Annotated in this window: 10 protein-coding genes and 2 pseudogenes; 6 read left to right on the top strand and 6 right to left on the bottom strand. The window is 64.4% G+C overall.

The window, feature by feature from the left end:
* The first annotated feature begins 3 nt into the window (after positions 1-3).
* Positions 4-1,128, top strand: a complete 1,125-nt coding sequence (tal, locus tag PSR88_RS39345; RefSeq protein ID WP_342338986.1) for a transaldolase — start codon at positions 4-6, stop codon at positions 1,126-1,128.
* Positions 1,129-1,361: 233 nt separating this feature from the next.
* On the opposite strand, the gene PSR88_RS39340 is transcribed toward tal, so the two are convergent.
* Both PSR88_RS39340 and PSR88_RS39335 read right to left on the bottom strand, forming a co-directional pair.
* Complete coding sequence (locus tag PSR88_RS39340) at positions 1,362-1,871, bottom strand: hypothetical protein (RefSeq protein WP_337464689.1); 510 nt, start codon at positions 1,869-1,871, stop codon at positions 1,362-1,364.
* A gap of 1,220 nt (positions 1,872-3,091) precedes the next feature.
* Positions 3,092-3,370: a hypothetical protein gene (locus tag PSR88_RS39335; protein ID WP_016881344.1), complete on the bottom strand. Its 279-nt coding sequence runs from the start codon at positions 3,368-3,370 to the stop codon at positions 3,092-3,094.
* A gap of 1,542 nt (positions 3,371-4,912) precedes the next feature.
* On the opposite strand from PSR88_RS39335, the gene PSR88_RS39330 reads away from it, so the two are divergent.
* Positions 4,913-5,878, top strand: coding sequence for a cyclase family protein (locus PSR88_RS39330; RefSeq protein WP_016881342.1), 966 nt, complete (start codon positions 4,913-4,915; stop codon positions 5,876-5,878).
* Between the two features lie 248 nt (positions 5,879-6,126).
* Here PSR88_RS39330 and PSR88_RS39325 read toward each other — a convergent pair.
* Positions 6,127-6,322: pseudogene (locus PSR88_RS39325) on the bottom strand (HNH endonuclease); the annotation flags it as partial.
* A gap of 43 nt (positions 6,323-6,365) precedes the next feature.
* Between PSR88_RS39325 and PSR88_RS39320 the strand changes: the two are divergent.
* The 3 genes and pseudogenes from PSR88_RS39320 to PSR88_RS39310 form a co-directional block, all read left to right on the top strand.
* Positions 6,366-7,476 (top strand): annotated as a pseudogene (locus tag PSR88_RS39320) (IS701 family transposase); the annotation flags it as partial.
* Positions 7,477-8,070: 594 nt separating this feature from the next.
* Positions 8,071-8,214 carry a hypothetical protein gene (locus tag PSR88_RS39315; protein WP_016881341.1) on the top strand — a complete coding sequence of 48 codons (144 nt, stop codon included), beginning with the start codon at positions 8,071-8,073 and terminating at the stop codon, positions 8,212-8,214.
* A gap of 1,043 nt (positions 8,215-9,257) precedes the next feature.
* The gene (locus PSR88_RS39310) at positions 9,258-9,626 is read left to right on the top strand and encodes a histone-like nucleoid-structuring protein Lsr2 (RefSeq protein ID WP_016881339.1); all 369 of its coding nucleotides are present in this window, start codon (positions 9,258-9,260) and stop codon (positions 9,624-9,626) included.
* A gap of 734 nt (positions 9,627-10,360) precedes the next feature.
* On the opposite strand, the gene PSR88_RS39305 is transcribed toward PSR88_RS39310, so the two are convergent.
* A complete protein-coding gene (locus PSR88_RS39305) occupies positions 10,361-10,978 on the bottom strand; it encodes an RES domain-containing protein (RefSeq protein ID WP_029538579.1) in 618 nt (205 codons plus the stop codon).
* Positions 10,975-11,499: a hypothetical protein gene (locus PSR88_RS39300; RefSeq protein ID WP_029538578.1), complete on the bottom strand. Its 525-nt coding sequence runs from the start codon at positions 11,497-11,499 to the stop codon at positions 10,975-10,977. Before PSR88_RS39300 ends, PSR88_RS39305 begins: the two co-directional genes overlap by 4 nt.
* Before the next feature lie 1,032 nt (positions 11,500-12,531).
* Here PSR88_RS39300 and PSR88_RS39295 point away from each other — a divergent pair.
* Positions 12,532-13,503, top strand: coding sequence for a recombinase family protein (locus PSR88_RS39295; protein ID WP_037196452.1), 972 nt, complete (start codon positions 12,532-12,534; stop codon positions 13,501-13,503).
* Between the two features lie 421 nt (positions 13,504-13,924).
* On the opposite strand, the gene PSR88_RS39290 is transcribed toward PSR88_RS39295, so the two are convergent.
* The gene (locus PSR88_RS39290; RefSeq protein ID WP_016881333.1) at positions 13,925-15,646 is read right to left on the bottom strand and encodes a polysaccharide biosynthesis tyrosine autokinase; all 1,722 of its coding nucleotides are present in this window, start codon (positions 15,644-15,646) and stop codon (positions 13,925-13,927) included.
* Between the last annotated feature and the right edge of the window lie 71 nt (positions 15,647-15,717).

Below are 15,717 nucleotides of genomic sequence, written 5' to 3'. Positions count from 1 at the left end.
GCCATGACTCAGAACCCCAACCTCCAGAAGCTCTCCGAAGCAGGCGTGTCGGTGTGGCTCGACGACCTCTCCCGTGACCGCATCGAGTCCGGCAACCTCGCCGAGCTCATCGCGACCAAGAGCGTCGTCGGTGTCACCACCAACCCGTCGATCTTCCAGGCCGCACTCAGCAAGGGCCACGTCTACGACGCACAGGTCCGGGAGCTCGCCGAGCGCGGTGCCGACGTCGAGGCCACCATCCGCACGGTGACCACCGACGACGTGCGCGCCGCCTGCGACGTCCTCGCCCCGCAGTTCGAGGCGAGCCACGGCGTCGACGGCCGGGTGTCCATCGAGGTCGACCCGCGCCTCGCGCACGACGCCGACAAGACGGTCGCGCAGGCCGTCGAACTGTGGAAGATCGTCGACCGCCCCAACCTGTTCATCAAGATCCCGGCCACCGAGGCCGGTATCCCGGCCATCGCCAAGGTGCTCGGTGAGGGCATCAGCGTCAACGTCACGCTGATCTTCTCCGTGGAGCGCTACGAGCTCGTCATGGGCGCCTACCTGGACGGCCTCGAGGCCGCGAAGGCGGCCGGTCACGACCTGTCCCGCATCCACTCGGTGGCCTCGTTCTTCGTCTCCCGCGTCGACACGGAGATCGACAAGCGGCTCGACAAGATCGGCACCCCTGAGGCGCTTGCGCTGCGCGGCAAGGCGGCGCTCGCCAACGCCCGCCTCGCGTACGCCGCGTACCAGCAGATCTTCGAGGTGCAGCCGCGGTTCCAGGGTCTGCTGCCGGACGGTGCGCGCCCGCAGCGCGCGCTCTGGGCGTCGACCGGAGTCAAGAACCCCGACTACCCCGACACCCTGTACGTCACCAAGCTGGTGGCTCCGAACACAGTGAACACGATGCCCGAGAAGACTCTCGACGCGTTCGCCGATCACGGTGAGGTCGCCGGCGACACCGTCTCCGGCACCGCGGTCGAGTCCCAGCAGGTGTTCGACAAGCTCAGCGCCGTCGGCATCGATCTCACCGACGTGTTCAAGGTCCTCGAGGACGAGGGCGTCGACAAGTTCGAGGTGTCCTGGACCGAGCTCCTAGAGGCCACCGCGGAGCAGCTGCGCGCAGCAGGGCAGAAGAGCTGATACGAACGTAATTGGAGTTGGCCATGTCTAACCATGGGGTCAGCGTCCCGGCCCTGCGGACCCTATACACAAGTTTGGAGAGGCGTACCCAGACCCATTGGTGCTGATCGGGTGTCGGATCCGCGCTGATGTCGATTCGGCGAGGGTGGGCAATCTCCTCGAAACTCAGCCCAGCGGCAACCAGGGAAGGATGAGACCGTCGCGGTGGCCGAACAATCCCGTCGGCCACCCACTTACGGGATACGCACGATCCGCTCCGCAGCGACCGCTGCAACCCGACCAATGCGGTCCGCTCGCGCAGCGTCAGGAGTTGGCGGATCGCCTCGCTGCGTCCGGGCACCGGGTGCTTGGTGCCTATGTGAATGGCGTTGATCACGGTGGCCTGCCGCCGCTGGTTGACACCCACCGTCGGATGGTCGGCGAGGAATCCTGCCAGCACCCTCGGTGCGCTGAGAGAGCACGATGCTCGCAGGCGTCGCACCAGTCGACGGAGACCACCCAGTCCGTGAGCGTACCGGCGAGCGGCCATCGGCTGTTGCCCCGACTCCGGTGAGATCTCGTGGTCGATGCTCATCGGGGTCAGAGGCCGATCTCGGTGACGCATTGCCGATCAGCGGGGCGTTCTCCCGCGCATAGATTTCCACGGTGGCCCGGTGGCTGTGGCCTGTCTGGCGCATGATGGCGTGCGCGTCGGCACCGTTGCGGAAGGCCTGGGTGACGAAACCCGCTCGGAGAGAATGCACGCCGAGTTGGGCTACGATTGCCGTCGTGCCCGCAGCCTGGGCGGGCGGCGGACCGCCGCCTGCACCGACGCACCGGACAGCGCTGTCTCGGAGAGGTTGCCGTTCTTACGTCGTTAAAACAGCGGCGCCCGAGCCCGCACCCGCGGCAACGCACCCCGACAGACATGACCACCGAACGGCTCAGTGGTGCGCAGAAACCGGATGACACCAGGACGGCCGGCGGTATCGCATGCAGAAACGACCTGCGCCCACCGAAAGTACGCGCACGGCGGACAACTGGCGCGGGAGGTGGTGAACGGCAATGGGCGAACGGCCCGTTCGCCTTCCTGTCGGTCTTCGACCGCCGCAGCCGCACGTGCACCCTTCCAACCGGTACTTGAGAACGTCCCCGTTGTTCAGATCGACGAGGTCGTTCCGCCGAAACGCCCCCGGCGAATCCCATCAACAACAGCGCGGAATCACGGCGCTCGTATACCTCGGCCGCCCACCCGGTAAACAGCCTTCCGGGCAGATTGGACGACCGTGACGATGTCCTCGACCAAGAGTGGCACCCGCGGGGCACGGGGCCGGTACCCATTCGTGGCGTAGTCCCGACAGATCCCCGACAACGTCGAGGTGACCAGCGCCTCCCGCGCCGGAGTCGGCAAGCTCGCGGTCCGATGATAGTGCCCGACCACCCGACACCGAGCGGTTCAGGGTTGAGGGCGAGTAGGACCGCTCCCATCCCCCGTCCAGTGTGTCGGCTGCGTCGACCAGGTACGCGGCAACTGTGACCGGGTGCGCCGGCGAGGCAGTGTGTCCCCGAATGTCGCACCAGGTCCGGAAGCGCCGCCAATCGGAGGCATAGACGCGGCGGGTGCCCGGCGCTCAAGCCGAGCGACGGCACCGGAGATCCGCGCGGCCGTCGCCACCGGCAAATCCGGCGCCAGCCCGCACCCACCGACCGGCACCACTTCTACCGCGCTGCTGTCGGTTTCGGCCCACGTGTTCGATCGTCACAAACCCGCACACTACAGGCGGCCACCGATAGAATTGCTGCAACATGAAACGTTTCGCGACGTGCGGCTTCCGCAGAGATGCTGGGGACTGCCCCGGACACGGTAGGCACCGTACGTACTGCGCCAGCAGCGAGGACCGACCCTTGCACGACAACGAGAGCAACACCGCTTCGCCTACTCCAGATCGAACACACCCGGGTTCGCACACGCCCTGACGCCTGCTCAGCCGGTCGGGCGAGCCCCCCGCCCAGATTGCCCCGCACCGGGATCAACGGTGAGGTCCGCGGTGTCGGCAAAGACCAGACGCCCGTCGTCGAGGGCAACCGCCCACCGATGCACCGGCGCCCAATCGTGCCCGCGTTCCTCGGAGTCGGTCACGACCGCGAAATCCTCGACAATCGCACCGGTCGCCGCCGCCTCGGACTGCCTGCGTACCAGCACCCGGGCGCCCACGGCCAACGCCCCAAGGGGCACCGGTTTCATCTCGCTCATCTCCGACATGCGTCTCAACCTTCTACTCGGCTGCTACACCGGAGCATAAGCATGACACCTCGGCGCACCTCACCTGTGTGTCACGATCGTTCCGAAGTCGTGAGCCTTCAGGTCCACCGAGGTGTCTGTCGGGGGGCGCTGGCCGCGCACCGCGCGCCTCATCGCTGTTCCCTCGCCTATGGCGAACGCGCCTGGGACCGCTATAGCCATCGACATCAGGGCGATACCTGCATCGATACCCAGCCGTATTACCCCAGCAGCACAGGCCACCGTTTCTCGGAACCACATAAGCAGTCGCCTTCCCCATTTGGCCACAAATCGGTCATTTGCGACACCGAACGCTTTGCTGGGACATTACTGAAGAAAGTTACGTTTTACAATTACTACACTGTTGTCTAGAGCCCCTACTCGCGCATAGTGTTGCCATTGGGATATGTTGATGCCGTCACCTCCCCCGAAGTTGGTGGCAAACACAGGGACCCCACCGAAGGACCCCAGCCTACTCGGTGGGGTCCCTGTCCTGACTGGGCTGGAGCCGTAGATCGGGAGCAAACTTCTAGACACGACAGGGCGAGTTCGCCATGCGTTGGAGACGAACGCTGGCACGGTGGCCGACTCGGTGTGGCCGCGAACGCGCTGCGTCGGCACCCCAAGCGTCGACGAATTGGAGATCGTCGTCCTGCGTATGCGGTCTTAACACAGGCACGGTCACCCACGAGGAAGACACAGTAGGCCTGCCAACGAGCGCCCCTATTCCGCCGACCGATTCTCCACGACGGAAGCTGCCATGCGCTGGAACTCACATGGCAGCGAGGATCGCCCAGTGAAGTGGCCCCGGTCTAGCGCATGATCCTTGCGCGTCGGCGCCGTAGCGGAACGCCTGGGTGACGCCCCCGGCCCGCAGCAAATGCCTGCCGAACTGGGCGACCGAGCTCTCTCGTAGCCGGCTTGCTGTGCACGGCGACGGATCCCAACATTGCCTCAGCGCCGACAGGGCGGCGTCGGAGAGGTTTCCGTTTCTTCCGGATCGGCCGAAGAAACCGTGCCCGACAATGCATCCGCGGCCCCGTCCGCCCGTCGAAGTCGGACACGGTGCGCAGCAACCGAATGACCACTGGACGGTCGGCGGTGTCGAATACGCGGACACCCTGAGCCCAGCGTAGGTAGGCGACGGTTGGGCAATTGGCATGGAATGTGGTGAACGATCTTCCGCATCGTCTTCCGACTATCCCTCAAGACACTGGACTCACAGTCCGTCCGTATTCGAATTATCAGCTGGACCACTCCCCGTTCGGATCGTTCCAGTTTACGGATCAGGCGCTTCGAGCGTTCGGATGTCCAGGCTAATCCAATTGAGTGCGCTAACAATTGGAGTGGTTCCATGAGCGTGCCGATCGATGGAGACAGCTTGATGACTTCAAAATCTGAATTGGTGACATCGCACCTACACATACATATAGTCAAGGTAATGGCGGCCGCTCCTCAGCCGCCCCTCGCACAGTGACCTTTCCTCCGGCCTTCCGGCCGCTCTACCCAATCGGAGATATCTCGATGACCACAGCCGAAACCACCGGCCTCACACTCGACACCGTTCTGGCCAAAGCACAGCAGTATCGAAACTGGGGTCGATGGGGCGCGGACGACGAGCTCGGGTCTCTGAACTACCTCACCCCCGACAAAGTCATTGCATCAGCCGGGCTGGTCAAGAAGGGCAAAGTCTTCTCACTTGCACTCCCCCTAGACGACGACGGTCCGATGAACGGCTTTCTCGGCAGACACAACCCCTCGCATCACATGCTATGGGATGGAGGCGACATCGCCGCGGGTGCACAGGACCACCTTGCACAGCTCCGATTCACCGATGACGCCGCATACATGGTCCTCCAGTCCTCGACCCAGTGGGACGCATTGGCGCACATCTACCACAACGGACAAATGTACAACGGACATGGAACGGACATGGTGACAAGCAGGGGAGCCATCAAGAACAGCATCACCAACGTCAAAGACAAAGCTGTCGGCCGCGGCGTGCTCCTGGACGTCCCACGATTCAAGAACCTCCCCTGGCTGGAACCAGGTGAACCGATTACTGATACCGACTTACTCGCTACTGCACAGGCACAGAATGTCGAAGTCGGTGAAGGGGACTTCGTACTTGTGCGCACCGGACAGATCGCACAGCGGAGACACATCGGAACATGGGGCGATTACGCGGGCGGCTCAGCCCCTGGGTTGGCCATCAGTGCGTCAGACTTCTTCTGTCCCCGCAGGGTGGCTGCAGTAGCGACCGATACCTGGGGAGCGGAGGTACTACCCAACGAAGGCGCTGACGTGTATCAGCCCTTGCATATCATCATGCTCGTCAACGCCGGCATCCTCCTCGGCGAAATGTGGGACATGGATGACTTGGCGGACGACTGCGCTGACGACGGTGTCTACGAATTCCAACTAGTCGCGCCCCCACTCACTTTCACCGGTGCGGTAGGATCACCAGTCAATCCCCAAGCAATCAAATAGTGTCCGCAAAAGGCCGGCAATTTCGGCGCGTGCACGAGTGGGCGCGACCATCGGGGCGCCTCTCTATGCCGAGTAATCATCAACTTTCACACCCGACCAGGTGACTTTCCCTAACGACGAAGGGCGCGCTCAACGGCCCGTCGATCATGCCCGGTGACGGGTCCTTTCATCCGGGGTGAGGAACCACGCTGCGTCAATGGTTGCCGCCGCTGCAGTCGCGGCTCTGACACGTGACGAGAGGTTACTGCTCAGCAGAAGTGCAGGACCCGAATCATCGCGTCCTTCTCCGCCCGGGTCACCCACAGTCGGTAGAGGGCTTTCACGTCGAGACGTAGACGCACGGATATCCCTTGCTCGGCGGCAGCCAGGACGGGGCATCGGAATCGGACCTTTCGAAATGGTGGGCCTGTCGACGGCCTGCAAGTTGCGCGGGTCGTTGGCTAGTACTGCAACGGCACTTACTTGACAGGTAAGCGATACTGCTTGGGTGGTCGTCGATCTGGTTGCTGCCGAGCTGGAAGCGTTGCATGAGCGGATCTCCGGTCGGTTCGTCCGGTCGGAGCCGCGGACACGGGTGCGGGAGTATGTGGCGGGTCTGGTTGCGGGTCTGGAACGCAAGAACGGGTGGACCCTCGCCGAGCGGGCCGGCGAGATGAGCCCGGACGGGATGCAACGGTTGCTGCGGCGGCGGACTGGGACGTCGACGGGGTGCGCGACGATGTCCGCGATTACGTAGTCGAACGCCTCGGCGATCCGGCCGGAGTGTTGATCGTCGACGACACCGGATTCCTCAAGAAGGGCACCCGCTCGGCCGGGGTGCAACGCCAGTACTCGGGCACCGCCGGACGGGTGGAGAATTGCCAGATCGGGGTGTTCCTCGCCTACGCCTCCGGTACCGGGCACGCGCTCATCGACCGGGAGCTCTACCTCCCCGAATCGTGGACCTCCGACCGCGACCGGTGCCGCGCCGCCGACACCGGAGACGAGGTCGAGTTCGCGACCAAACCCGTGCTGGCACAGCATATGATCGAGCGCGCGCTCGACGCGAATGTCCCGTTCTCCTGGCTCACCGCCGACGAGGCCTACGGTCAGGTGAAGTACCTGCGGGTGTGGCTCGAGGAACGCGACGTGTCCTATGTGCTGGCCACCCGCCGCAACGACGACGTCTTTAACCTGGACGGGCGCGCCGGCCGGGCCGACGAGATGATCGCCGCCGTTCCGCCGAAGCAGTGGCGCCGCATCTCCGCCGGCGACGGCGCCCACGGGCCGCGGGAGTACTCCTGGGTGCGGGTACCGATCCGGATCGCCTGGGCGCCCGGGCGTGGGCACTGGCTGCTCGCCCGCCGATCGCTGTCGGACCCGACCGAGATCGCGTACTACATCTGCGCCGGCCCCCGTCGTACCACGCTCACCGAACTCGCCGCCGTCGCCGGATCGCGGTGGCGGGTCGAGGAATGTTTTCAGCAGGCCAAGAACGAGGCCGGCCTGGACCAGTATCAGGTGCGTACCTACCGGCCTGGTACGCCCACACCACCCTGTCGATGCTCGCCCTCGCCTGGCTGGCCGGGACGACAACCGAAGCGGTAAAGGGGGAATCGGGATAAACGATCAGGGCATGATCGGCTACACGGTACCCGAAATCCGGCGGCTGCTCGTGCATCTGATCCTGCGACACGCCCGCCCCGACGAACACGTCTGGTCCTGGTCACACTGGCGGAGACGCCGACAGCACCAAGCCCGCACCTGCCATTGCCGAACCCGCGGACACGTCCCATAAGTGCCGTTGCAGTACTAGCAAGCAGTTCGACCGGAACCGGTTCACATCCTGTGTCATTCACGCGATATACACAGCTCGGTTCAACTGGCGGGTCGGTAATTTGTTCGCTTACGATCAGCTCGTGCCGGCAGGACCCCCACCCCTGATCACCGGCGCCGGAACCCCCGCCTTCCCCCGACGTTGGGCGGGGTTTCGTCAGTCTGCTGACAGGGGATCCAGACGAGCGTGACGCAATCGCGGCCAACAAATTGCACCAGCTTCTCCAACTCGGGGTCTCCCCGTCGATGACGGGTGGAGGATTCTTCCTGGTACCAGGAGGCAGGGCCCGCCAGCCCTCACGCCCCAGTAGGGGCTGGCAGGTTTTCCGGATCGACGGACGCCACGGACCATACGTGCAGAACGCCAAGGGGGACCCATGATCCGCACTCACGACGCACTGCCCTGGATCGCGCCCGTCGCCGTCGCCGGCCTGGGCACACTCGTCGCCGTCTACGCCAGACGATCCGACGAGTGGCACACGAACGAGAGATTCTGGGCTGGGCTTCTGTCGTTTGCGTGAACGATCTTCGGCGACCAGGAGAGGCAGACGCCTGGCCGCGAACCGCTGCCACGACATGCGTCAGCCCGCCGAAACTCCCTTGTGTTTACTGCATCACAATATGTAGAACAACCTGCCATGCACCATAGAATTTGCCGCGCACCTACTCGCTGCCCATTTCGGCGCGGGCTGGTGTACCGACCCCGGCAGCCAAACCCCCAGTGGCTGCCGGGGTCTTCCATGCTTCGGCGGTCCGACTGACCCGACTCGGGACCGTCGATTGGGGACCCGCTGTCCGTGCCGACGGATGGCGGGCTTCCGCAGCCCCAAGCTGGGCGAGACTAATCTTGCCCAACAATGGTTACGCCCTTTGTCATTCGCGGACCACCTCATTCCGTCCGGTATCGACCGCTATGCGGACAGGACGCACCACTTATCTCGACTCAACATAGCCTCGTCCCAAACAGAGCCCTGCCCGCCGCGGAGCGAACCCGGCCTCGAACCTTCGCCGCCGATCGACGCTCAGCTCGTGGACGACTCGGCTCAAATGGATCGTTTCGATCACGAAATGGACGGTTCCACGGACTCCACTGACCGGAATACGTGAACGACCCGACCAAACTCGCGCTCGCTCGGTCTGTGTCAAAGCGTCACCGCGCTGGAGAAGCGCCAGGCGTCGGAGAAGTCCGGTCGGCCGCTCGACTTTCTATTCGAATTAGCGAGGCGCGACTCTACTGGACGCAACCCCCCGGCATTCGCCGTACCCGCCAGACCGGAGAACGGCGAATCGTTTTGTCTTCGACTATTCCTGCGTATACCCATTTCTACGGTGAGCAGTAGCTGATGGTCTCGGTCATTGGCACCATCAGAGCTGTTATCGACGCAGCCTGAGATCCATCGACCGGCCATGAAGTCTGGGATGATCCATCTGGCGGGTTAACTGCCACCGAGATTTCTATCCGATTTGCCGCTTTTCGACGCTGTGACGAGTGCGGCGTTTCGGCTGATGTTCATTGTGCGCGATGGACGTAAAGTGGTTTTGCAAATATGACGAAAGAGGTAGCATGGCGCGCCTAGTGATTGTCGAACACATCGACGATATCGACGGAACTCCCATTGCGGCAAGAAGGGGCGAGACGATCGCCTTCTCCGTGAATGGAGTCGATTACGAGATCGACTTGTCGGCGACGAATGCGAGAGAGTTTCACAAGAAGCTCGCTCGGTACATCGATCGCGCGACGAAGGTGGGTGGCCGCAAGAGTCGATCGGCGGGCACCCTCACCTCGCGTGGTGGGACTACACGCAAGCCTGTGCGGCGGGACGGTGACCATGTGAGGGCGGTGCGGGAATGGGCTCAGGACCACGGCTATGACATCGGGGTCCGTGGGCGCATTCCCGCCGAGATCAAGGAGGCGTACCGCGCCGCTCACTGACGACCGCGAGGAGACGCCTTCGCTAGTTGGGTTCCACGGTCGAGGGAAGGAATGGGGTGCGAGGGTATTGGAATTCGGGTCGCGTCTCGGCAAAGCGCTGCGCTGAATTGTTCTCCAAGATCTATAATTCGAGCAATTCCGGGTCTTGGAGCAGCCGCAACTAATCCCGTTCCAAGATTTGAACGTCCTGCGGATAGTCTGTCTCGGAACGGATCTCAGGACCGCTTGTGGCCGGGGCTGTCTGTTCTGGACACGGGCGGTGGGAATCGACGGACATCCGCCGGGCGGCGTGTCCCTGTGTCAGATCGCCGGGGAGTTCGTCCCTGTCCTTCCGGACTTCGCGGGTACGGTCATCCCAACCGCCGCCATCTGACGGGATACGTCAGCGGTGACACCGACGCGGTGTCGTGCACCCACGCGGCCTCGGCCACCAGACCGAGGACACCCCACCGAGTACCACGCTGGACCACATATCCCGCAGGCACCGTTCGCCATCGAAGCGCCCTACGGTGCGCGTCGGGCCTGTCATCGCGTGCCATCGGCCCCCAGTGACCATGCGGCTCCCACTGCCCTGCCGAGTCAGTGAGCCCCGTCCCGGGCTCGCCGCGCCTCGCTCGGACTCACCGCCCCCTCCCAACCCCACGGGCACGCTGGACGCGGCACTTCCACAAACGGTTGACGTGTCCAGCCTTCGACGCACGACACATCGACTAACCGAGCGCCGGTGGCGATCTTCAGGTTGGCGGATGAAGGACCCGGACCGACCGCGGAAGCGGCTGTACCGCAATACCGCACCGCTTCGCCGCCGACACGAAAGACTCGGGACGGGGGTCCACCGGCCAGGACACCTCACCGGACGGACCGAACACGGCGGCCGCATTCGCCGCCTGGCCCGTGGTGAACCGCGTCTGGTACCGGATGCCGTCGAACTCGACATCGAACGCCGCCGCCCACGCCCGGGGAACGTCGTACGGTGTCATCGAACACAACTCCCGGGTGAGCCCGAACGCGGCAGCCGCGTCGGCGCAGGTGTCCGCGAGGTCATGGGTCCCCGGTAACCGCAGCGTCGACAGCATTCGCTCGGCCGCGAAGTCGTGGGCGATCACCCCGAGCGAGGCCAACGCCTCCCCCACCGTCTCCCGGATCGCCGTCGCCTCATCGAATGCGACGTAGCACGTACCCCTCGGCGCGGACAGATCGAATCGTCCACCACCGGACGAGGAGAACCACCACGGCCCATTCGAGACCCGGTGACCACGCGTGACCTGCCTTCTGCCGGTCAACCGCCAACCAGGAAACCCGGTCAGTGCGCGCGATCCGGGCGCCCGCAGCGCAACATCCTCCCGGGTCACGCCGCCCACCGCTGCACGTCCGCGCGGGCCGCCGCCAGGACCGGGTCGACCCGGCCACCCTCGGTCAACCAGCCCACCGCGGTCTTACCGCCGAACGCATCCTGCGGTGCCCGCAGCCACAGCGCACACGTCCACGGGTCCGCCCCCGCCCGCAGGACACGCCACACCTGCACCAGCGCCGGGTCCACGGTGCCGCTGCTGGTGAACTGCCACACCGGGTAGACCCATTGCCCCTCCTCGAGCTGGCAGGCGATCACCGCGTTGGTAGCGACCTTCTTGCTCACCGCCTGGCGGCTGACATTCCACCACCGAGTCAGGCCGGCCGTGTCGTAGAACGGGCCCACGACCTGGTCATAGACATGATGGGTGGGAAGCGCAGCCGACATCGCATCCGCGATCGCCTGCACGTCCGCGAATGCATCGGTGGGCACACCGGCTGCAGCCGCCGCGGCGAACGTGCGGTGCACCCGCTGCGAGAGCTCCTCCATCAATTGCTTCTCCTGCTCCACCAGCGATGTCATCACCACTACCCACCCTTCGCGTCAACCTTGTCAACCATAATGATGCCCCAATGGGTCAACCACGTCAACCAGAGAGGGCCCCGAACACCGTCCCAGACGGCCCGCCCCGCGAGACATTGACCTCGCCGCCTCGATGAACCGCCGACCCGAACAAACGCTGCCCGAGATCCCGACAGCAGACAAGGTACGCGCCGGGCCGGAGCCGCTTACTCCACACCACTTCGCATCAAGGTGGCGGAGTCATACAACCGGGCAGATCCGCCCGCCGTGCAACACGACGCGCACCCGCGGCGATACATATGCAGGGGCCAGGAATGCTGCCCATAACCGTCCACAGCGGACGCCAACTAGCAGACAAGTAGATCGAGTGCTCAACATGAACATGCCTCCGACAGTGGTGGTCCTGGTGGTCACGCTGCTTGTGACTATGACGTCTCTGGGCGCGGCAGTCACCGCGGACGCGCTCGCCCGCCGTCCCCGCAAGCGGGTACCCGACCGGATCGGCACTGCCGAATTACACCCTCGGTCGACGGTATTCACCGCACCAGCGGGCCACCCCGATCGGAGGTGGCACCACATCGCAACACGAGCATGGGCCATCTGCGCCAGCACCTCCGCTCTCTTGGTCGCATTCGTCGGCATACTGATCCTGATCGGCTAAGAATCATCTCCACTCCCACCGACAAACCCCATGCGTATCCACCGGGATGACAAGACTGCTTACATGACACGAGTCACGCCGTGGTGCGCGACATCCACATGGGCAAAGGCGAAGGTCACACCGTCGGACTGAACCGTATAATCGTCATGTTGAGGCGGTGAGCAGTACACAAGCAGCGATCCGTCCGCGGATATCGGCGAATCTCAGGGCGAGAGGCTCGGCTGGCCGCGCCAGGCTCCCGAGTCGGTAGCGTCAGTGGGCTACGAAGTCAGTGGATCCGCGGCCCGCGACCACTCGCCCGCAATAAAGGACAACCGGCGAATACTGAACGACGTCAAGACGGGCATGAGATTGAAGGCGCGCAGGAGCGGATGACTGGGGCGAGTGAGCAGGCTGCATTGGACGGGGAGTGGCGCACCCGAATTCCGATGTTCGGGTACACCGCACACGGTGCGGCGGTCGTGGAGGCCGAGGCAGCGGCGATACGGGAGGGTGCGCAATCGCTGTTGTCCGGTGTGTCCACCGGGGAAATTTCCCGCAGGTGGAACTCGGGCGGGCTAACGACTCGCGAGGGGAATCCGTTCACCAGCAAAAAAGTGGTTGCCGTGCTGCGGAACCCGACATATGCCGCGCTATCCACATACAAGGGTCAGATCGTCGGTGCCGGCCAGTGGCCCGCCATCATCGACGAGCACACGCACCGAGCAGTAGTCGAAATCCTCGATGGTCGACGTACGGTGGCACGGGATCGGCGCTGGCAGGGTTCGGGCGTCTACCTCTGCGGAAAGTGCGGGAGCACAACACACGTCACGACGAGCCGGGACACGAACTTTTACGTCTGCAAGGAATCAGCCCATCTGTGGAGGCGGCAGGACACCCTCGATGCTTACATCGACACGCTGGTGATCGACCGACTCACCGCGGAGGACGCACTTCTCCTCGACAAGTCAGACGACGGGGTCGACGTCCCAGCCTTCCAAGGAAAGCGGGGAGGGCTGCAGAGACGGCTCGAAGCGTTGGCGCTGGTATTCGCGACTCGTGAGGTCGACGGACACCAAGTAACAGCGCATCCCGCACAGATCAGGTACGACCTGGCTCGGATCGACGCCGCTCTCACCGTCCAGACGCATTGGGACCGGCTGGCCAAGTCGATCGGTGCCGACGATCTCCGCGCCCGTTGGGAGAAGATCAGTGCCGGCGATCTCCGCGCACGCTGGGAGAAGATCAGCGCGGACCGGCGCGGCACGGTAATTGCACTGCTGATGACGGTGACCATACTTCCGTCACCCCGCGGACGAAAAGCTTTCGATCCGGGATTCGTCCGGATCGATTGGAAGCGTTGAATTTTCCTGAATCGGTCCAGGCATCGAAATTCTCCAGCCCAGTTGGGATCCGATAGCTACCAACAGGCTCAGCGAGAGCCGCCTGTCAGAGACCGTCTTCCACCGTCACCAACCCTGCCCGGCGAGGGTCGGCGATGCCCGGCGTGGATGATCCACACCGGCAGCCAAATCCCCTAGGTGATCAGGGCGGGGAGGTAATGCAAGTTGGTGGCCGTGGCCCGTTGTGGGTTGCTCGTTTACCTCCTGTGCCACCACACAGGAGGTAAACGACGGTGTAGACGCCTGTGGCGCCTGCACCGTCGCAGACCTCGCCGCCGTGTTTCCGCGGCACCGGGCCTCGGACGGTCCTGAGGAAATCGCGGACTCAACCGAGAAGAACGAGCAGACCTGCATTGCCCTCAGGTGGTCCGAGATCGCCGAACTACTGGGTGTGGTCGCGCGGAGCGTCCGCCTCGGACCAGGCTTCCTGGTCGTCGCGGTAGCGGCGGGTGCGTTTCGGTGCGGTAGGTACCGGTGCGCCCGCCTGCTGCTCGTTGCCGTAGTGGTCGGGACCGCCGTCCCACTGCTGACTCTGGTCGCCCTGGTAGGCCGGGGCACCCTGATAGGCGGGCACTTCCTGCCGATCTCCCCCGTTCGGACCGTATTGGTGCGGCGGGTACTCGTCGCGAACGTACGGGGCCGGCTGCTGAGGTGCCGGCGGCTGCGGGGCCGGCGGCTGCGGTACCTGATGCTGAGGGTGCTGCTGCACGGCAGGCTGCGCGGGGGTGGCCTGCTGCATCTGCGGCAGCGACTTGTCGGTCTCGTAGTAGTACTTGTACTCGTACACGCCCCGCCCGCGGCTCGGCGTCATCGTGATGATCGTTCCGAGGATGGTTGCCCCCACGCTGTGCAGGTTGCCCACCGCCCTCGACAGCTGATCCCGCTTGGTCTCGGCGTGCCGCGCGATGACCAGCGCGCCGTCCGACATCGCGGTCAGCACGGTCGCGTCGGTGACGGGCAGCAGCGGTGACGCGTCGACGATCACGTAGTCGAAACGCCCCCGCAGGTCGGCCAGCACCTGGCGGGCGGTCTCCGTTCCGAGGAGCTCACTCGGGTTCGGCGGGATCGGTCCGGACGCCAGGACCGTGAGGCCCGAGTACTGCGTCGGCTGGAGCACGGCGTCGAGACTGGCCTTGCCGGCGAGCACGCTGCTGAGGCCGACGGAACCGACGACACCGAGGTACTTCGACACCCGCGGCTTACGGAGGTCGCCCTCGACCAGGCACACGTTCTGGCCGCCCTCCGCCAGCACGAGCGCGATGTTGATGGCGGTGGTGGTCTTACCCTCGGTGGGCAGCGAACTGGTGACGACGATGACGCGCGGCGGGTTGTCCACCTCGAGGAATTGCAGGTTGGTCCGCAGTTCCCGGTAGGACTCGGCGCTCGAGGAGTGGCCTTCGGCGAAGTTGATGGCCTGCTGCGTCTGCCGGTCCTTGTCGAACGGGATGGTGCCGATCAGTGCGGATCCGGCCAGTTCCTCGACGGTGCGCCGGTCCTTGACCGTGTTGTCGAGGCGATCACGCAGCACGGCGAAGGCGATACCGAGGAGCAATCCCACTGCTGCACCCAGCGCCAGGTTGCGCATGGTCTTCGGGGAGACCGCCACCGACGGGGTCTGTGCCTGCTGCTCGACGACGACGCGCGCCGCCGGGGCGCCGCCACGCTCGGGCGTTTCCAATTCTCGTGCCATGACGACGAACTCGTCGGACAGGGCGTTGGCGATGTCGCGGGCGCGTTCCGGCGACGGATCCTGCACCTTGACGTCGATCAGGACGGTGTCGGGTGCGGAGCTGGCCTTCACTTGGGATGCGAGTGCGGGCGCCGTCATGTCGAGGCCGAGCTTGTCGATGGTTCGCTGCGCGAGATTTTCACCGGTGAGCAGCTTGGTGTAGGACGTCACTCGCTGCTGCGAGAACAGGTTGCCCTGGTATATCTCGTTGACTGATGCCCCGGACGAGGTGGAGACGAACATGCGGGTCGACGCCTCGTATATCGGCGTGGTGAGCAGTGATGCTCCCAGCGCGCCGAGAATAGCGACCACGGTGGTGATCGCGATGATCTTCCATCGTGACTGCAGAATTCGCAGGTAGTCCTGAATTTCCATTATCGAGTCTCCCATCGACTTCACGCTCGGGGGCTTTGCGTGATCGTGCTGTCATCTACTTCGTTTCGACC

Source organism: Rhodococcus sp. DK176 (assembly GCF_038447315.2).
Lineage (GTDB): Bacteria > Actinomycetota > Actinomycetes > Mycobacteriales > Mycobacteriaceae > Rhodococcus_F > Rhodococcus_F jostii_A.
This window is presented reverse-complemented; position numbering and strand designations above follow the sequence as displayed.